Annotated in this window: 20 protein-coding genes; 18 read left to right on the top strand and 2 right to left on the bottom strand. The window is 75.7% G+C overall.

The annotated features are described in order from the left end of the window. Positions 1-430: 430 nt before the first annotated feature. Positions 431-931: a winged helix-turn-helix transcriptional regulator gene (locus PH190_RS08510; protein ID WP_274199353.1), complete on the bottom strand. Its 501-nt coding sequence runs from the start codon at positions 929-931 to the stop codon at positions 431-433. A 100-nt stretch (positions 932-1,031) separates the two neighbouring features. Between PH190_RS08510 and PH190_RS08515 the strand changes: the two genes are divergently transcribed. The 11 genes from PH190_RS08515 to hisI all read left to right on the top strand — a co-directional run bounded on the left by PH190_RS08515 (position 1,032) and on the right by hisI (position 8,302). Then, the gene (locus PH190_RS08515) at positions 1,032-1,655 is read left to right on the top strand and encodes a dihydrofolate reductase family protein (protein ID WP_274231061.1); all 624 of its coding nucleotides are present in this window, start codon (positions 1,032-1,034) and stop codon (positions 1,653-1,655) included. 30 nt (positions 1,656-1,685) lie between these two features. Continuing rightward, positions 1,686-2,291: an imidazoleglycerol-phosphate dehydratase HisB gene (gene hisB / locus PH190_RS08520; protein WP_274231062.1), complete on the top strand. Its 606-nt coding sequence runs from the start codon at positions 1,686-1,688 to the stop codon at positions 2,289-2,291. After that, a complete protein-coding gene (locus PH190_RS08525) occupies positions 2,288-2,452 on the top strand; it encodes a hypothetical protein (RefSeq protein ID WP_274231063.1) in 165 nt (54 codons plus the stop codon). Before hisB ends, PH190_RS08525 begins: the two co-directional genes overlap by 4 nt. Positions 2,453-2,544: 92 nt before the next feature. Next, positions 2,545-3,342: a class I SAM-dependent DNA methyltransferase gene (locus PH190_RS08530; RefSeq protein ID WP_274231064.1), complete on the top strand. Its 798-nt coding sequence runs from the start codon at positions 2,545-2,547 to the stop codon at positions 3,340-3,342. Beyond that, a complete protein-coding gene (gene hisH, locus PH190_RS08535; protein WP_274231065.1) occupies positions 3,339-4,013 on the top strand; it encodes an imidazole glycerol phosphate synthase subunit HisH in 675 nt (224 codons plus the stop codon). Before PH190_RS08530 ends, hisH begins: the two co-directional genes overlap by 4 nt. Before the next feature lie 111 nt (positions 4,014-4,124). Continuing rightward, positions 4,125-4,559 carry a YciI family protein gene (locus PH190_RS08540; protein WP_274231066.1) on the top strand — a complete coding sequence of 145 codons (435 nt, stop codon included), beginning with the start codon at positions 4,125-4,127 and terminating at the stop codon, positions 4,557-4,559. A 45-nt stretch (positions 4,560-4,604) separates the two neighbouring features. Continuing rightward, positions 4,605-5,027, top strand: coding sequence for a YciI family protein (locus PH190_RS08545; protein ID WP_274231067.1), 423 nt, complete (start codon positions 4,605-4,607; stop codon positions 5,025-5,027). Positions 5,028-5,092: 65 nt separating this feature from the next. Beyond that, complete coding sequence (locus tag PH190_RS08550) at positions 5,093-6,358, top strand: RNA polymerase sigma factor (protein ID WP_274231151.1); 1,266 nt, start codon at positions 5,093-5,095, stop codon at positions 6,356-6,358. Positions 6,359-6,383: 25 nt separating this feature from the next. After that, positions 6,384-7,118 (top strand): bifunctional 1-(5-phosphoribosyl)-5-((5-phosphoribosylamino)methylideneamino)imidazole-4-carboxamide isomerase/phosphoribosylanthranilate isomerase PriA, encoded by a 735-nt coding sequence (gene priA, locus PH190_RS08555; protein WP_274231068.1) that lies wholly within the window; start codon positions 6,384-6,386, stop codon positions 7,116-7,118. 60 nt (positions 7,119-7,178) lie between these two features. Next, positions 7,179-7,952, top strand: a complete 774-nt coding sequence (gene hisF, locus PH190_RS08560) for an imidazole glycerol phosphate synthase subunit HisF (RefSeq protein WP_274231069.1) — start codon at positions 7,179-7,181, stop codon at positions 7,950-7,952. Next, positions 7,949-8,302 (top strand): phosphoribosyl-AMP cyclohydrolase, encoded by a 354-nt coding sequence (gene hisI, locus PH190_RS08565; protein ID WP_274231070.1) that lies wholly within the window; start codon positions 7,949-7,951, stop codon positions 8,300-8,302. The genes hisF and hisI overlap by 4 nt, the downstream gene beginning before the upstream one ends. 7 nt (positions 8,303-8,309) lie before the next feature. On the opposite strand, the gene PH190_RS08570 is transcribed toward hisI, so the two are convergent. After that, entirely contained in the window at positions 8,310-9,230 is a 921-nt protein-coding gene (locus tag PH190_RS08570; protein ID WP_274231071.1) for a LysR family transcriptional regulator, read from the bottom strand. 74 nt (positions 9,231-9,304) lie between these two features. Here PH190_RS08570 and PH190_RS08575 point away from each other — a divergent pair, with 74 nt between their 5' ends. From PH190_RS08575 to lgt, 7 genes are all read left to right on the top strand, one after another. Then, positions 9,305-10,327, top strand: coding sequence for a DMT family transporter (locus PH190_RS08575; protein ID WP_274231072.1), 1,023 nt, complete (start codon positions 9,305-9,307; stop codon positions 10,325-10,327). 248 nt (positions 10,328-10,575) lie between these two features. Continuing rightward, on the top strand, positions 10,576-12,252 hold the full coding sequence (locus PH190_RS08580; RefSeq protein WP_274231073.1) for an anthranilate synthase component I: 1,677 nt from the start codon (positions 10,576-10,578) through the stop codon (positions 12,250-12,252). Further along, on the top strand, positions 12,249-12,992 hold the full coding sequence (locus PH190_RS08585; RefSeq protein ID WP_274231074.1) for a Trp biosynthesis-associated membrane protein: 744 nt from the start codon (positions 12,249-12,251) through the stop codon (positions 12,990-12,992). Before PH190_RS08580 ends, PH190_RS08585 begins: the two co-directional genes overlap by 4 nt. A 40-nt stretch (positions 12,993-13,032) precedes the next feature. After that, entirely contained in the window at positions 13,033-13,842 is an 810-nt protein-coding gene (trpC, locus tag PH190_RS08590) for an indole-3-glycerol phosphate synthase TrpC (RefSeq protein ID WP_274231075.1), read from the top strand. A 98-nt stretch (positions 13,843-13,940) separates the two neighbouring features. Next, the gene (gene trpB / locus PH190_RS08595; RefSeq protein ID WP_274231076.1) at positions 13,941-15,242 is read left to right on the top strand and encodes a tryptophan synthase subunit beta; all 1,302 of its coding nucleotides are present in this window, start codon (positions 13,941-13,943) and stop codon (positions 15,240-15,242) included. Between the two features lie 86 nt (positions 15,243-15,328). Further along, entirely contained in the window at positions 15,329-16,120 is a 792-nt protein-coding gene (gene trpA, locus PH190_RS08600) for a tryptophan synthase subunit alpha (protein ID WP_274231152.1), read from the top strand. 24 nt (positions 16,121-16,144) lie between these two features. Then, positions 16,145-17,380 (top strand): prolipoprotein diacylglyceryl transferase, encoded by a 1,236-nt coding sequence (gene lgt / locus PH190_RS08605; protein ID WP_274231077.1) that lies wholly within the window; start codon positions 16,145-16,147, stop codon positions 17,378-17,380. Positions 17,381-17,565 lie beyond the last annotated feature (185 nt).

Below are 17,565 nucleotides of genomic sequence, written 5' to 3' on the forward strand. Positions count from 1 at the left end.
GCGGCTGACCATGGGTCACGCCCGCGCCGAGTCGACGCTGTCGTCCTTGACGCGATCTTGCGCATAGGTCCCGCGGATCAGGCTTAAGGTCCCTGGCCCGCCCGGTCGCGCTGGTCGGCCCGGTCGGTCGGCGAGGCTCGGCGACACCGGTCCGCGCTCGCCGTCTCCGGCAGCTGTGCCGGTCTGTCCGATAGGCCCGATCACGCTCGGAGAGGCTCGTCGACCCCGTCTCGCGCTCACCTGCCCCGGGCCGCGGCCGGTCGGCCCGGCCGACCCAGATGGTGCTCGGCGGAGCTGTGCACGTGATCGCGTCGAGAATCCACGCCTGAGGCTCGCCGCGACCCCGGTTGTCGCGCAGGACAGGAGGTCGGGACCGTCGTTCTCGACGCGATCTTGGCCATAGCTCCCGGGCCGCCTACCGGGGACGAGCTCAGCTCGCCGCCGCGTCCCGGGCTGCCTCGCGTGCGGCCCGGAGGCGCTCGACCACCGGCTCGCGGGGGTGGGCCGGGGCCGGCGCGCCGAGGTGGGTCACGCGCAGCTCGGCCATGAAGTCCTCCCACATCGCGGGCCCGCCCGCCTCGAGCAGCTCGGCGCGCACGGCGAGCTCCTCGGTGGTCTCGCGGTGGCGCAGCCCCCAGGACCCGAGGGCGACGAACACCGGGATCAGCTGGATCGAGGCCTCGGTGAGGCTGTAGGTCGCGCGGCGGCCGCGACCCGGGTCGTCGCGGGTGAGCATCCCGTCGTCGACGAGGCGGTGGAGCCGGTCGGCGAGGATGTTCGAGGCGATGCCCTCCTCCGAGCCCGCGAGGATCTCGCGGAAGTGCCGCTTGCCGCCGAAGGTGATGTCGCGCAGCACGAGGAGCGTCCAGTGGTCGCCGAGTGCCTCGACCGCTCGGTTGATCGGGCAGCCCGACCGTCCGTCCTGCCGCATGGCGACCTCCGAGATGAGAAGTGGTTGCACTTTACCACTGCACCTCGCTAGCTTCTCGACTACCGGTTGCAAAGTACAATCACCAGCGGAGGAGGACACCGTGGCCCGTCTGCGCGTGCACGCGTTAACCATCACCCTCGACGGCTTCGGCACGGGCGTGGGACAGCGGCTCGACGCCCCGTTCGGCGACGGCGTCGAGGGCCTGCACGACTGGATGATGCCGAGCTTCCGCGGCGAGGGGACCGGCGTCGACGACGCCGCGTTCCGCGCGGGGGACGAGAACATCGGGGCGACGATCATGGGGCGGAACATGTTCGGCCCCGTGCGCGGGGAGTGGCCCGACGAGAGCTGGCGAGGGTGGTGGGGCGAGGACCCGCCGTACCACCACGACGTGTTCGTCCTGACCCACCACGCGCGGCCCTCGCTGCCGATGGACGGCGGGACGACCTTCCACTTCCTGGAGGCCACGCCGACGGAGGTCCTGGACCGCGCGACCGAGGCCGCCGGCGGGAAGGACGTCCGCCTCGGCGGCGGCGTCGCGACCGTGCGGGCGTTCCTCGCGGAGGGCCTGGTCGACGAGCTGAACCTGGTCGTCGCGCCGATCCTCGCCGGCGCGGGGGAGCGGCTCTTCGACGGCCTGCACGACCTGCCCGCCGGCTACCGGGTCGACGGGCTGACCCCGGGCGAGAGCGGGGCGGTCCACGCCCGGGTGGTGCGGCGGTAGCGCGGCGGGCCGATCCGTACCCTGGAACCCGTGAGTCGCACGGGACGCGTGGAGCGCGTGACCAAGGAGTCGAGCGTGCTCGTCGAGGTCGACCTCGACGGCACGGGCCGCACCGAGGTCGCCACCGGGGTGCCGTTCTTCGACCACATGCTCGACGCGCTGGGCAAGCACGGCGCGCTCGACCTCGTGGTCCGGGCGTCCGGCGACGTCGAGGTCGACGCCCACCACACCGTCGAGGACGTCGCGATCGTGCTGGGTCAGGCGCTCAAGCAGGCGCTGGGCGACAAGTCGGGCATCCGCCGCTTCGGCAACGCCTGGATCCCGATGGACGAGGCGCTCGCGCAGGCCGTCGTCGACGTCTCCGGGCGGCCCTACTGCGTGCACACCGGCGAGCCCGAGTCGATGGCCGGGTTCGTCGTCGGCGGGAACTACCCGACGGTGCTCAACCGGCACGTCTTCGAGTCGATCGCCTTCCACGCCGGCATCGCCCTGCACGTGCGGGTCACCGGCGGGCGCGACCCGCACCACATCACCGAGGCCGAGTACAAGGCCATCGCCCGGGCGCTGCGCGCCGCCACCGAGCCCGACGCGCGCCTCGAGGGCCCGGCGTCGACCAAGGGCGTCCTGGAGTCGTGAGCTCGGGCAGCGTGCTCGTCATCGGGCTGCTCGCCCTGAGCGGGTTCCTCATCGGCGGCGTCGTCAGCTTCTGGCCGCGCAACAAGGTGGTGGCGGTGATCCTCGGGGTGCTGGCGGCCCTGGCCCTCGGCGGGGCGGTCCTGCGCCTGCTCCCCGCCTGACACGATCATCCTCGCCCACCCCTCGGATTCGGGGGGTGGCGACCGCCGGGAACGGGGACAATCCTCGCGCAGATCAGCACCGGGGAGGCGCCGTGGACGTTCGGGGGCACGGTTCACCCCCCGTCCCACCCCGGGCCCCGTCGCCCGACGCCGCGGCGCGGATCGCCGAGCTCGCAGCCCTCGACGACGAGGCCGACGGCGCCACCGTCCGCCGGATCTACGACGACTGGGCCCCGACCTACGACGACGAGGACGTCGCGGCCCTGTTCGGCTACCCGTCGCCGGAGCGGGTCGCGGACCGGGTCGCGTCGCTCGTGCCTCCCGACACCGACGTCCTCGACGCGGCGTGCGGCACCGGGCTCGTCGGTGCGGCGCTCGCGGCGCGCGGCTTCCGGTCGGTCGACGGGCTCGACCTGTCGCCGGCGATGATCCGGCGGGCCCGCCGGCGCCGCGCCTACCACGATCTCGGACCCGCCGACCTGCGGCGCGAGGTGCCGGGCGCGGCCGCCAAGTTCGGGGTCGTCACCTGCGTCGGCGCGCTCGGTCCCGGCCACCTCGGCCCGGCCGCACTCGGCGGCCTCGTGCGCGTGCTGCGCCCCGGCGGGCTGCTCGTCCTCGCGACCGCCGACGACGTCTGGGCGGCGGGACCGTACGCGGCGGCGGTGCAGCGGCTCGTGGACGGCGGTCACGTCCGGCCCGTCGACGGCTCCGACGACGGCTCCGACGACGGCTCCGACGACGGCTCCGACGACGGCTCCGACCGCGACCCCCACGACGACCGCGACCACGGCGACCGCAGCGATCGCGGTGACACCGGCCCCAGGCGGCTCGTGGTGCTGGCCGCGCGCGAGGTCCCGGGCCCGGGACGCTCGGTAGCCTGGTGGTCGTGAGCTCGCCCGCCCCCACCGTGCCGCGCCCGCCCTCGCGCACCCCGCGCGTCATCGTCCTCGACTACGGGTCGGGCAACCTGCGCTCGGCCGAGCGGGCGCTGGAGCACGTGGGCGCCGACGTCGAGGTCACCGCGGACGGCCGGGCGGCCCTGGAGGCCGACGGGCTCGTCGTCCCGGGCGTCGGGGCGTTCGCGGCGTGCGCGGCGGGCCTGCGCTCGGTGCGCGGCGAGCGGCTGATCGAGCAGCGCCTCGCCGGCGGGCGCCCGGTGCTCGGCATCTGCGTGGGCATGCAGGTGCTCTTCGAGCGCGGCGTCGAGTTCGGCGAGGAGGCCGCCGGCGCGGGCCAGTGGCCCGGCACCGTCGAGAAGATCCGCGCCGACGTGCTGCCCCACATGGGCTGGAACACCGTGAGCGCCCCCGCGGGCAGCGTGCTGTTCGACGGCATGAGGCCCGACACGCGCTTCTACTTCGTGCACTCCTTCGGCGTGCGCCGCTGGGAGCAGCAGGCGCCGGAGCACTTCCGCCCGGCGATGGTGACCTGGGCCCACCACGGCGAGGACTTCGTCGCGGCCGTCGAGAACGGGCCGCTGTCGGCCACCCAGTTCCACCCCGAGAAGTCGGGCGAGGCCGGGGCGCAGCTGCTCTCGAACTGGCTGGGCGCGCTGCGGTAGACGACTGCGGTAGAAATTCCCGCGGCCGGTGTCGAAGACGGTCCACCCCGTTCGACGCCCGGGTGAGCGGCGGGGGAGAGAGCCCCGCCGGCGGTCCGCGAGGAGAGCCCGATGCGCTACATGCTGATCATGTCGGCCCCCGAGTCGATGGTGGTGGGCGGTGCCGACGCCCCGTCGCCCGAGGAGGCCTTCGAGGCCATGGGCCGGTACAACACCGACCTCGTCGACGCGGGCGTCCTGCTCGCCGCCGAGGGCCTCGCGCCCAGCGCCGACGGGTTCGTCGTCAACCACGACGGCGAGCAGCCCGCGGTGACCGACGGCCCCTTCACCGAGGCGAAGGAGCTGGTCGCGGGCTTCTGGATCCTCGAGGTCGCCTCGCGTGAGGAGGCCGTCCAGTGGGCCCGGCGCTGCCCGATCGGGCCCGGCGTGCGCCTCGAGGTCCGGCGCATCGCCGAGCTGGCCGACCTCACCGACATCGCCCCCGCCGAGGTGCTCGACGCCGAGGCCACCCTGCGCCGGCGGATCGCCGAGCGCGAGCAGGTCTGACCCCCGTCCACCCGAGCTCCCCGACCACACCCCAGGAGGACCGAGATGCGCTTCATGCTGCTGCTCAAGTACGACGAGGCCGCGCAGGCGGAGACGCCGCCCGACCCGGCGATGTTCGAGGAGATGGGCACGTTCAACACCGCGATGGTCGACGCCGGCGTGCTCGTGGCCGGCGAGGGCCTGCTGCCCAGCGCCAAGGGCGCGCTCGTCGCGTTCGACGGCGAGGAGCCCACCGTCACCGACGGCCCGTTCGCCGAGGCCAAGGAGCTGGTCGGCGGATTCTGGATCCTCCAGGTCGACTCGCTCGAGGACGCCGTCTCGTGGGCCCGGCGGGCGCCGTTCCGCCAGGGCGAGCGCATCGAGGTGCGCAAGGTCGCCGAGGCCGAGGACTTCGAGGGCATCGCCCCGCAGGAGGTCCTCGACGCCGAGGAGGAGCTGCGCGCCCGACAGGCCCAGCAGCACGGGTGACCGGCTCCGCGACCGCCGACCCCGCCCGTCCGGATCCCTTCGGCGTCCTGGAGACGGTGTGGCGGATGGAGTCGGCGCGCATCGTGGCCGGCGTCGCGCGCGTGGTGCGCGACGTCGGCCGCGCGGAGGAGCTCGCCCACGACGCCCTCGTCGCGGCGATGGAGCAGTGGCCCGCCGAGGGCGTGCCGGACAACCCCGGCGCGTGGCTCGCGGCCACGGCCCGGCGACGGGCCATCGACATGATCCGCCGCGAGCAGACGCTCGCGCGCAAGACGGAGACCCTCGAGGCGGGGGAGTCGGGCGTGGCACCGGGGGCGGACGCGGCGGTCGGGGACGGGGCGGCCGACGTCGGTGACGAGGTCCTCGCGCTGCTCTTCGCCACCTGCCACCCGGCCGTGGCGCGCGAGTCCCGGGTGGCGCTGACCCTGCGGCTGTTCGGGGGCCTGACCACCGACGAGATCGCCCACGCGTTCCTCGTCCCGTCGCCGACGATCGGGCAGCGCATCTCCCGCGCCAAGAAGCGACTGGCCGGCGTGGGCCCCGAGGCCCTCGAGGTGCCCGTCGGCGACGAGCTGACCGCCCGCCTCGGCGCCGTGCTCGAGGTGATCTACCTCGTGTTCAACGAGGGCTACGCGGCCACGACCGGCGTCGACTGGACCCGCCCGACCCTCTGCGTCGAGGCGATGCGGCTCGGTCGGGTGCTCGCGGCGCGCATCCCCGGCGAGGCCGAGGTGCACGGTCTCGTCGCGCTGATGGAGCTGCAGGCCTCGCGCCTGCGGGCGCGCGTCGGGCCGTCGGGCGAGCCGATCCTGCTGGGCGACCAGGATCGCGCGCAGTGGGACCGGATGCTCATCGGGCGGGGGCTCGCCGCGCTCGCGCGGGCCGAGGAGACGGTGCCGCGCGGCCGGTACACGCTGCAGGCCGCGATCGCCGCCTGCCACGCCCGCGCGCGGTCCACCGACGACACCGACTGGGCCGCGATCGCCGGGCTCTACGCCGAGCTCGCGGCGCTGGCCCCGTCGCCGGTGGTCGAGCTGAACCGGGCGGTGGCGGTGGCCCGCGCGGAGGGGGCGGAGGCGGGGCTCGCGGTGCTGGCGCCGCTGGCGGACGACCCGGCCCTCGCGGGCTACCACCTGCTGCCGGCGGTGCGCGCCGACATGCTCACGACGCTGGGCCGCGTCGACGAGGCCGTCGCCGAGCTGGACCGGGCCCTGGAGCTGGTCCGGACGGTGGCCGAGCGGGAGCTGCTGGAACGGCGCCGGTCGGCGCTGGCGGGGACGGGAGCGGGGACGGGAGCGGGCACGGGAGCGGGCACGGGAGCGACCACCTGAGCGACCGCGGCTACGATCGCGCGCCGTGACCATCGACCTGCTCCCCGCCGTCGACGTCGTGGACGGCCAGGCGGTCCGGCTCGTCCAGGGCGTGGCCGGCACCGAGACCGGCTACGGCGACCCCCTGGACGCGGCGCGCGCCTGGGCCGCCGACGGGGCGGAGTGGCTGCACCTCGTCGACCTCGACGCCGCGTTCGGCCGCGGCTCGAACGCCGAGCTGCTGGCGTCGGTGGTGGCGCAGGTCGACATCAAGGTCGAGCTCTCCGGCGGCATCCGTGACGACGCCTCGCTGCGCCGGGCGCTGGCCACCGGGTGCGAGCGCGTGAACATCGGCACCGCGGCGCTCGAGGACCCGGCCTGGTGCGCGCAGGCGATCGCCGAGTTCGGGGACCGGGTCGCGGTCGGGCTCGACGTCAAGATCACCGAGGGCCGGCACCGGCTCGCCGCGCGCGGGTGGGTCTCCGACGGCGGCGACCTGTGGAGCGTGCTCGCCCGCCTCGACGCCGAGGGCTGCGCGCGCTACGTCGTCACCGACGTCGGCCGCGACGGCACGCTGACCGGCCCGAACACCGAGCTGCTCGAGGCCGTCTGCGCGCGCACCGACCGTCCCGTGGTGGCGTCGGGCGGGGTGTCGTCGCTCGACGACCTGCGCGCGCTCGACGCCCTGGCCCCCCTCGGCGTCGAGGGCGCGATCGTCGGCAAGGCCCTGTACCACGGCAACTTCACCCTGGCCGACGCGCTGGCCCTGACCCGCACGTGAGCGATGTTCCCGGTCCTGGCCGGGAAATCCGCTCACGTCGGGCGCGGTTAGGCTGAACGCATGGGTGTTGCCGTCCGCGTGATCCCCTGCCTGGACGTCGACGCGGGCAGGGTGGTCAAGGGCGTCAACTTCGTGGACCTGCGCGACGCCGGCGACCCCGTCGAAATGGCACGGCTCTACGACGCCGAGGGCGCCGACGAGCTCACCTTCCTCGACGTCAGCGCGTCGTCGGGCGAGCGCGAGACCACCTACGACGTCGTCCGGCGCACCGCCGAGCAGGTCTTCATCCCGCTCACCGTCGGCGGCGGCGTGCGGACCAACGAGGACATCGACAAGCTCCTGCGCGCGGGCGCGGACAAGGTCGGCATCAACACCGCCGCCATCGCCCGCCCCGAGTTCCTCGGCGAGGCCAGCCGGCGCTACGGCTCCCAGTGCATCGTCCTGTCCGTCGACGCCCGCCGCGTGCCCGCGGACGGACAGCCGACGCCGTCGGGGTTCGAGGTCACCACGCACGGCGGGCGCCGCGGCACCGGGATCGACGCCCTCGAGTGGGCCCAGCGCGGCCAGGAGCTCGGGGTCGGGGAGATCCTGCTCAACTCCATGGACGCCGACGGGACGAAGGCCGGGTTCGACCTGGAGATGCTCGCGAAGGTGCGCGCGCTCGTCGACGTCCCGGTGATCGCGAGCGGCGGCGCGGGCGCGGTGGAGCACTTCGCGCCGGCGGTCGCGGCGGGGGCCGACGCGGTGCTCGCGGCCAGTGTGTTCCACTTCGGGATCATGCGGATCGGCGAGGTCAAGGACGCGCTGCGCGCCGACGGGGTGGAGGTCCGGTGACCTGGACCCTCGCCCCGGACGTGGCCGGCCAGCTCAAGCGCACCCCGGACGGCCTGGTCTGCGCGGTGGTCCAGCAGTACGACACGCGCGAGGTCCTCATGGTCGCGTGGATGTCCGACGAGGCGCTGGCCCGCACGATCGCCACCCGCGAGGGCACCTACTGGTCGCGCTCGCGCGGCGAGCTCTGGATCAAGGGCGCGACGTCGGGGCACGTGCAGAAGGTCGTCGAGGTCCGCCTGGACTGCGACGGCGACACCGTGCTCGTGCTGGTCGACCAGTCCGGCGCCGCGTGCCACACCGGCGACCACACCTGCTTCGACGCCGACCTCCTGCTCGCGCCCGAGGCCTGAGGCGCGCTCACCCCGAGGCGGCCACCGCCGCGTCCCGCTCGGCCGCGACCGCCCGGAACGCCTCGACGGCGGCGCGCACCGCCGCGGTGTCCCGATCGGTGCGCCACACCGCGTCGATGCTGCGGCGCAGGCACGGGTCGGTGGCGACGACGGCGACGCTCGCCGGCAGCGGCGGGCGCGCGAGCCGGGGGACGAGCGCCGCGACACCGATGCCCGCGACCAGCTCGACGTGCATCCCGAAGCCCCGCACCCGGCAGGTCACCCGCGGCTCGAGTCCGGCCGCGCGGAGCGTGTACACCAGCCAGGCGCCGGCGCGGTTGTCGTCGCCGTCGGCCACCCAGTCGAGGTCGTCGACGTCGCCGAGGTCCACCGGCCCCCGCCCGGCGAGCCGGTGGTCGGCGGGCAGCAGGAGGTCGATGACGTCCTCGCACAGGCGCGCCCGCGAGGTACCGGGCGGGATCGGCGCGGGCAGGCCGTCCCAGTTCTCGACGACCGCGAGGTCGAGGTCGCCGGCGAGGACCGCCGGCAGCGTCTCCTCGGCTTCCCCGTCGGCGAGGGCCACGCGCAGGTCGGGGTGCGCCGCGCGCAGCCGGGAGAGCGTCGGCGGGGCGAGGGCGTGGACCGAGGTCGGGATCGCGCCGATGCGCAGCTCGCCGACCACCTCGTCCCGCAGCCGGTCGAGGTCGAGCCGGGCGGCGGCGACGCGGGCGAGGATCTCCGCGGCGTGCTCGGCGAGCATCCGCCCGGCCGGGGTGAGGCGCAGCCCGCGCCCCGCCGGCTCGGTCAGCGGCGCGCCGGCCTCGCGCTCGAGCTTGGCGAGCTGCTGGGACACCGCGGACGGCGTGAGGTGCAGCGCGCCCGCGGCGCCGGCGATCGAGCCGTGACGCGCGAGCGCGTCGAGGGCGCGGAGGCGGTCGAGCGCGAACACATCAGCGAACGTAACGGGTCGGGGCCAGGAATCATCGCTGGTCCTTGACGGTTACGGCACCGACCATCGAGGACGTGACCCGCTCCCTCGCCCGCGCCGACGCCGATGCCACCGGCGACCCCACCGGCGACCCCGTCCCCGTCCCGCGGGTCGACGCCCGGCTCGTCGCCGTGGCCGGGAGCCTCTGCATCGCGTTCTCGCCGATCTTCATCGCCCTCGCGGGCACGAGCCCGGGCACCGCGACCTTCTTCCGCTGCGCCCTGGCTCTCCCGCTGCTCGCGCCCCTGGCGCTGCTCGAGTGGCGCCGCCGGCGGCGCACCGCGGCGTCGACCGGGAACCGCCCGTTCGTGCTGCTCCTGGGCGGCGTGCTGCTCGGGCTGGACATGACGCTGTGGGCGGAGTCGGTGCGCGCGGTCGGCGCCGGGGTGTCGACGGTCGTCGTCAACGCCCAGGTCGTGATCCTGCCGCTGCTCGCGTTCCTCGTCCTCGGCGAGCGGGTGCGGCGCACCTTCGTGCTCGCGGTGCCCGTCATGCTCGTCGGCGTCGCGCTGGCGGGCGGGCTGGTCGGCGGGAGCGAGGCGATGGTCGGGTCGGCGCCGGTGCGCGGGACGGTCACCGCACTCGTCGCCGCCGTCGCGTACGCGGGCTACCTGCTGTTCGTGCGGCTCGGGGCCGGCCCGGGCCAGCGCTTCACCCCGGTCGCGATCGCCACCGTCGGCGCGGGCGCCACGTCCTTCGTCATCGGCTCCTTCTGGCAGGGCGTCGACCTCGCGCCCGGGTGGCCCGCGATCGGGTGGCTCGTCGCGCTCGCCGTCGTCGGGCAGGTGACCGGCTGGGTGCTCATCGCCTCCGCCCTGCCCCGGCTGCCGTCCTCCACCGGCGCCTCGATCCTGCTGCTCCAGCCCGTCGGCGCGGTGCTGCTCGGGGCCGTGATCCTCGGCGAGCGTCCCGGCGTGCTGCAGCTGCTGGGCTGCGCGGTCGTGCTCGGCGCGGTGGCCGTCGCCGCCCGCACCCGGGCCGCGCCGCCGCCGGAGCCGGCGGGCGAGCCGGCGGTGGAGGCGCGCGGTGAGGCGGCCGAGGACGCGGAGCGCGGCTGATCCGGGGCGCCCGGTGTCCGCAGCGAGGGTCACCTCCGGTGCGCCCGGTACGCAGCGAGGGTCACCTCCGGTGCGTCCCACGCAGCGAACGACGCCCTCGCTGAGCCACCCCGGCGCCACCCTCCGGTGCGCCGCCGATGATCAACGGGGAGATCCGGCGCGTAGAGGCAGCGAACAGCGCGTTCGCTGCAACCCCACCCCGGACCCGGCTGCGGAACGCTGTCGGGGGAGGGGGCCACAATGAGGTCGTGTCCGCGTCCGCCCCCTCCGCCGCCCCTCTCGGCGTGGTCGCGCCCGATCGCGCGGGGTTCCACGCGCTGGCCGCGCACCATCGCGTCATCCCGGTGACGCGGCGGCTGCTAGCCGACGGGGAGACGCCGGTCGGGCTCTACCGCAAGCTCGCCGGGCGGCGTCCCGGCACGTTCCTGCTCGAGTCCGCGGCGCACGGCGAGTCGTGGTCGCGGTGGAGCTTCGTCGGCGCCCGCAGCGCCGCGACGCTCACCGAGACCGACGGGCGCGCCACCTGGACCGGCCAGGTCCCGGTGGGCCTGCCCGGCGGGCCGGACGACGAGGAGCGCTGGGACGACCCGTTGGCCGTCCTGCGCGAGACGCTGCAGCGCCTGCGCACCGACCCGCTGCCCGGGCTGCCGCCGCTCACCGGCGGGCTCGTCGGCTACGTCGGCTACGACGCGGTGCGCCGTCTCGAGCGGGTCCCCGAGCACGCGCGGGACGACCTGCGGATCCCCGAGACGGTCATGCTGCTCGCCACCGACGTGGCCGCGCTCGACCACCACGAGGGCACGGTCACGCTCATCGCCAACGCGGTGAACTGGGACGACAGCCCCGAGCGGGCCGACGCCGCCTACGACGACGCGATCGCCCGGCTCGACCGCATGGCCGCCGAGCTCGCGGCGCCCGCCCCCTCGACGGTGGCGACGATGTCGGCGGTCGCCCGCCCGGGGCCGGACGCCGTCCGGCGCCGCCGCTCGCCGGAGGAGCACCACGCGGCCATCGAGGTCGCCAAGGAGCGCATCCGGGCCGGCGACGCGTTCCAGGTGGTGCTCTCCCAGCGCTTCGAGGCCGACACGGCGGCCGACGCGCTGGAGATCTACCGGGTGCTGCGGATGACCAACCCGAGCCCGTACATGTACCTCCTGCGTCTCGAGGACGGCGAGGGCCGGCCGTTCGAGATCGTCGGGTCGAGCCCCGAGGCGCTCGTGACGGTCCGGGACGGCGTGGCCACCACCCACCCGATCGCCGGGACGCGCTGGCGCGGCGCCGACGCCGAGGAGGACACCCTCCTCGCGAAGGACCTCCTCGCCGACGAGAAGGAGCGCGCCGAGCACCTCATGCTCGTCGACCTCGGGCGCAACGACCTCGGGCGGGTCTGCGTACCGGGCACGGTGACGGTGCGCCGCTTCTTCGAGATCGAGCGCTACAGCCACGTCATGCACCTGGTCAGCACGGTCACCGGGCGGCTCGCCCCGGGGCGCACGGCGTTCGACGCGGTGGCCGCGTGCTTCCCGGCCGGCACGCTGTCCGGCGCGCCGAAGCCCAAGGCGCTCGAGATCATCGAGGAGCTGGAGCCCACCCGCCGCGGCCTCTACGGCGGCATCGTCGGCTACCTCGACTTCGCCGGCGACGCCGACACCGCCATCGCGATCCGCACCGGCCTGCTGCGCGACGGTGTGGCCTACGTGCAGTCCGGCGGGGGCATCGTCGCCGACTCCGACCCGGTGGCCGAGGACGCCGAGTGCGTCAACAAGGCCCGCGCGGTGCTCGCGGCGGTCGCGGCCGCCGACACCGTCGCCGCCCCCGCCACCGCGGCCGTGGTGGCGGCGGAGGACGACGCCCACCGGGCCGAGGGCGGCGACCGGACCGACGGTGCCGATCGCGTCCCCGACCCCGAGCCGGCCGTGCCGTGACCGCCGTCCCGCGCCGCCCCTCCGCCCCGCCCGGGCGCCTGCTCGGGATGCTTGCGGTGCTGCTCGCGGTGGCCGCGGCGGTGCTGTGGGGGGCGTCGCGGCTGACGTGGGTCAGCCAGGTCGTGGAGGGCGTGCCGGGGCCGCGGACCGGCACGGCCGACGGCGCGACGGCCGAGCCGATCCTCGTGCCCTGGGCGCTGCTGTGCCTCGCCGCGGTCGGCGGGCTCGTCGCGACGGCGGGCTGGGGACGCCGGGTCGTCGGCACGCTCGTGGCCGTCGCCGGGCTCTGGGCCGTGCTGCGCGCGGTCACCGGGCTGGTCGCGCCGGCCACGGAGGCCCTGCCGATCGGGGTGCGTCCGGGCGACCGGCCGCTGCCGGCCGAGGCGGTCGTCGGCGGACCGCTGCTCGCGCTGGTCGGGGGGCTGCTCATGCTGGCCGCGGGGCTGCTGACCGTCCGCTGGGCCGCCGTGCTGCCGCGGATGGGTGCGCAGTACGACGCGCCCGGCGCGGGGGCGGCGCGCCCGCGTCCCGCGGACCCGGACCGCGCGCTGTGGGAGGCCCTCGACGAGGGACGCGACCCGACGGGCGAGCCGGCCCGCGAGCCCGTGCACGACCCGGGGGACGATCATCCGGCAGGACCCACGGGCCATCCCACCCCCGAGCCGGGACCACCGCCGCCCGACGGCACACGATCCGGACCCTCCGACGGGGTGGGCAGGGCCGGAGGAGGGGCGGGTTAACATGGAGCGAACTCGGACGGGGGAAAGGGGCAGACCCGGCGTGAGCGTCCTGGAGCAGATCCTCGAAGGGGTCCGAGCCGACCTCGCCGCCCGGGAAGCCGCCGTCCCCTTCGACGTCATCAAGGACAAGGCGGCCTCGGCGCCGCCGGCCCGCGACGCGCTCGCCGCGCTCCAGGGTCCGGGCATCGGGGTGATCGCGGAGGTCAAGCGCGCGAGCCCGTCCAAGGGCCACATGGCCGACATCCCGGACCCGGCGTGGCTCGCCGGCCGCTACGTCGACGGCGGGGCGCGCGTCATCAGCGTGCTCACCGAGCAGCGCTTCTTCGGCGGTTCGCTCGACGACCTCGACGCGGTGCGCGCGACGGTCGACGTCCCGGTGCTGCGCAAGGACTTCGTGGTCGGCACCTACCAGGTGCACGAGGCGCGGGCCCACGGCGCGGACGTCGTGCTGCTCATGTGCTCGGTGCTCGAGCAGAACGCCCTCGACGCGCTGGTCGACCGGGTCGAGTCCCTCGGGATGACGGCCCTGGTCGAGGTGCACAACGAGGAGGAGGCCGACATGGCGCTGCGGGCCGGCGCCAAGCTCGTCGGCATCAACGCGCGCGACCTGCACACCCTCGAGGTCGACCGCTCGGTGTTCAGCCGCATCGCCCCGGGCCTGCCCGGCGAGGTCATCCGCGTGGCCGAGTCCGGCGTCCGCGGGCCGGGCGACCTCATGACCTACGCGGGCCACGGCGCCGACGCGGTCCTGGTCGGCGAGTCGATGGCGACCGCCGAGGACCCGCGCGCCGCCGTGCGCCAGCTCGTCACCGCCGGGTCGCACCCGGCGTGTCCGAAGCCCGCGCGCTGACCCGGCGTCCCCAGCAGCGCCACCAGCGCCCGCAACCCCCTCGCCGGCCCTCGTAGCATCGCCGGCGTCCGCTCCGCCGCGCAGGAAGAAGCACCACGATGACGTCGGCCAGCTCGGGTCTCGCCGGGACCACGCACGAACCCGACGAGACGGGGCACTTCGGTCCCTACGGCGGCCGGTACATGCCCGAGGCCCTCATCGCCGCGGTCGACGAGGTCGCCGCCGAGTACGAGAAGGCGCGCCGCGACCCGGAGTTCCTCGCCGAGCTCGACCGCCTGCAGCGCGACTACGCCGGCCGCCCCTCCCCGGTCACCGACGCGCGGCGCCTCGCCGAGCACGCCGGCGGCGCGCGCGTCCTGCTCAAGCGCGAGGACCTCAACCACACCGGCTCGCACAAGATCAACAATGTGCTGGGCCAGGCCCTGCTGACGCGGCGCATGGGCAAGACCCGCGTCATCGCCGAGACCGGCGCCGGCCAGCACGGGGTGGCGACGGCGACCGCGGCGGCGCTCATGGGCCTGGAGTGCGTGGTCTACATGGGCGAGGTCGACACCGAGCGCCAGGCGCTCAACGTCGCGCGGATGCGCCTGCTCGGGGCCGAGGTCGTCCCCGTGACCACGGGGTCGCGCACGCTCAAGGACGCGCTCAACGAGGCCTACCGCGACTGGGTGGCGAGCGTCGGCCACACCCACTACATCCTCGGCACCGCCGCCGGCCCGCACCCGTTCCCGCGGATGGTGCGCGACTTCCACCGCGTCATCGGTCTCGAGGCCCGCGAGCAGGTGCTCGCGGCGTACGGCCGGCTGCCCGACGCCGTCGTCGCCTGCGTCGGCGGCGGCTCGAACGCCATCGGGATCTTCCACCCGTTCCTCGACGACGAGGGCGTGCGCCTCGTCGGCTTCGAGGCCGCGGGCGACGGCGTCGAGACCGGGCGGCACGCCGCGTCGATCACCGGCGGCTCGCCCGGCGCGCTGCACGGGGCGATGTCGTACCTGCTGCAGGACGCCGACGGGCAGACGCTGGAGACGCACTCGATCTCGGCCGGGCTCGACTACCCGGGCGTCGGCCCCGAGCACGCGTTCCTCGCCGACTCCGGCCGCGCGACCTACGAGCCGGTGACCGACGCCGAGGCCATGGACGCCTTCCGCCTGCTGTGCCGCACCGAGGGCATCATCCCGGCGATCGAGTCCGCCCACGCGATCGCGGGCGCGCTGCGGCTCGGGCGCGAGCTCGGGCCGGACGCCACGATCCTGGTCAACCTCTCCGGCCGCGGCGACAAGGACGTCGACACCGCCGCGCGGTGGTTCGGGGTCGTCGACCCGGAGTCGTTGCCGACCGAGGCCCCGCCCGGGCCGGTCGACGCCGACGGCGCCGTGGCGAGCGGGGAGCGGGAGCTGTGACCACCACCGGCAACACCACCACCGGCAACACCGCCGCCGGGAACACCACCGCGGGCAACACCACCGCGGGCAGCACCGCCACCGGCATCGACCGTCTCGGCGAGGTCTTCACCCGCGCGAAGGCCGAGGACCGCGCGGCCCTCATCGGCTACCTGCCCGCCGGCTACCCGACGGTCAAGGGCTCGCTGGGCCTGCTCACGCAGGTGCTCGACGCCGGCGCGGACCTCGTCGAGGTCGGCCTGCCCTACTCCGACCCGGTGCTCGACGGCCCCGTGGTCCAGCACGCCGTGGAGACCGCGCTGCGGGCCGGGGTGCGGGTGCGCGACACCCTCGAGGTCGTCGAGCAGCTCGCGGCCCGCGGCGGCCGCGCAGTGGTCATGACGTACTGGAACCCGGTCCTGCGCTACGGGGTCGACGCCTTCGCCCGCGACCTCGCGAACGCCGGCGGGCTCGGCGTGATCACTCCGGACCTCGTGCCCGACGAGGCCGCCGGGTGGCTCGCCGCCGCCGACCGCGAGGGCCTCGCGCCGATCTTCCTCGTCGCCCCGTCGTCCACCGACGAGCGCATCGCCGCCACCACCGCGGCCACCCGCGGCTTCCTCTACGCCGCCTCGACGATGGGCGTCACCGGCGCCCGGGACGCGGTCTCGGACACGGCGTCCGTCCTCGTCACGCGCGCCCGCGCCCACACCGACCTCCCGATCGGCGTCGGCCTCGGCGTGCGCAACGGCGCCCAGGCGGGCGAGGTGGCGGGCTTCGCCGACGGCGTCATCGTCGGCTCGGCCCTCGTCAGCGCCGCCGAGCACGGGCGGGCGGCCGTCGCCCGGCTGACCACCGAGCTCGCCGCCGGGGTGCGGGGCCAGCACACGGGACGCTGACCGGCGGGCGATAGCGTGGCGGCCGTGCTCCCAGCGGTGCAGACAGCGGTCACGGCTCTGCCCACCTACCTGCCCACCTACCTGCCCAGCCCGCCGCAGGGCGTCTGGCAGCTCGGGCCGGTCCCGCTGCGGGCGTACGCGCTGTGCATCATCGCCGGGATCGTCGTGGCGATCCTCTGGACCGAGCGCCGCTTCGTCGCCCGCGGGGGCGAGCCGGGCACCGTCACCGACATCGCCGTGTTCGCGGTGCCGTTCGGCCTGGTCGGCGGGCGGCTCTACCACGTCGCCACCGACTGGCCGACCTACTTCGGGCCGGGCGGCAACCCGATCGCCGCGCTCTACATCTGGCAGGGCGGGCTGGGCATCTGGGGCGCGATCGCGCTGGGCGGTGTGGGCGCGTGGATCGGCTGCCGGCGCCGCGGGGTGCCGCTGACGGCGTTCGCCGACGCCGCGGCGCCCGGCATCGTCACCGCGCAGGCCATCGGGCGGCTGGGCAACTGGTTCAACCAGGAGCTCTACGGCGCCCCGACGACGCTGCCGTGGGGCCTCGAGCTCTACCGGCGCGTGGACCCGTCGTCGGGCCTGCCCGACAACCTCACGGGGGTCGCGCTGGACCCGACCCCCGTGGCGGTCGTGCACCCGACGTTCCTCTACGAGCTGCTCTGGAACCTCGCCGTCGCCGCCCTCGTGGTGTGGGCCGACCGGCGCTTCCGGCTCTCCCACGGCCGCGCGTTCGCGCTCTACGTCGCGGGCTACACCGCGGGCCGCTTCGTCATCGAGCTGATGCGCACCGACCCGGCCACCCGCGTGTTCGGCGACGTCCGGATCAACGTCGTCGTCGCCGCCGTGGTGTTCGCCGGGGCGGTGGCCTACCTCGTGTGGATGCGGGGCCGTCCGCGGGAGGTCTTCGGGCGCGCGGCCGAGGAGTCGGGTCGGGACGGCGACCCCGTCGACGGGACCGACGACGGGACCGACGACGGGCCCGCCACCGAGTCCTCGCCGGACACCGGTTCGGGCCACGACGACCCGGGTACGTCGAATCCCGTGACACGCAACGGAAGCACCGGGGACCCGGACGAGGACCAGCGGTCCGAGAACGAGGCGCAGGTGCGCTCCTCCGAGCGCTCGCCGGCCTCCGCGCCGGGCGGCAAGGGCGGTGCGGCCAACCCCAGCAGCGTCGACGCCGAGCCCGACACCCCCGACACCCCCGCGGGGCACGAGGACGCGCCGGCGGAGCCCCCGTCGGCCGCCAAGAGCTAGCCGCATCACAGGGGCGCCGGGCGTTCACCGGCGCGCCACACCGTCGTCGACGGACTACCATCGAGCGCGCACTGCGCAGGACGTCGGGGTCCCGCGCCGCCGGTCCGTGGCCGTCCCCTGCTCGACCACCGTCGAATTCTCCGGGACCTCCACGGACCCGCTGCGCACCCGTCCTGGGCCACCGT

The sequence above is a fragment of the Actinomycetospora straminea genome, from assembly GCF_028737255.1.
GTDB lineage: Bacteria > Actinomycetota > Actinomycetes > Mycobacteriales > Pseudonocardiaceae > Actinomycetospora > Actinomycetospora straminea.

Coding starts and splice junctions, on each gene's coding strand:
- PH190_RS08510 (WP_274199353.1), bottom strand. CDS start 931: ATGCGGCAGGACGGACGGTCGGGCTGCCCGATCAACCGAGCGGTCGAG.
- PH190_RS08540 (WP_274231066.1), top strand. CDS start 4,125: ATGCGCTACATGCTGATCATGTCGGCCCCCGAGTCGATGGTGGTGGGC.
- PH190_RS08545 (WP_274231067.1), top strand. CDS start 4,605: ATGCGCTTCATGCTGCTGCTCAAGTACGACGAGGCCGCGCAGGCGGAG.
- PH190_RS08550 (WP_274231151.1), top strand. CDS start 5,093: ATGGAGTCGGCGCGCATCGTGGCCGGCGTCGCGCGCGTGGTGCGCGAC.
- hisF (WP_274231069.1), top strand. CDS start 7,179: ATGGGTGTTGCCGTCCGCGTGATCCCCTGCCTGGACGTCGACGCGGGC.
- trpB (WP_274231076.1), top strand. CDS start 13,941: ATGACGTCGGCCAGCTCGGGTCTCGCCGGGACCACGCACGAACCCGAC.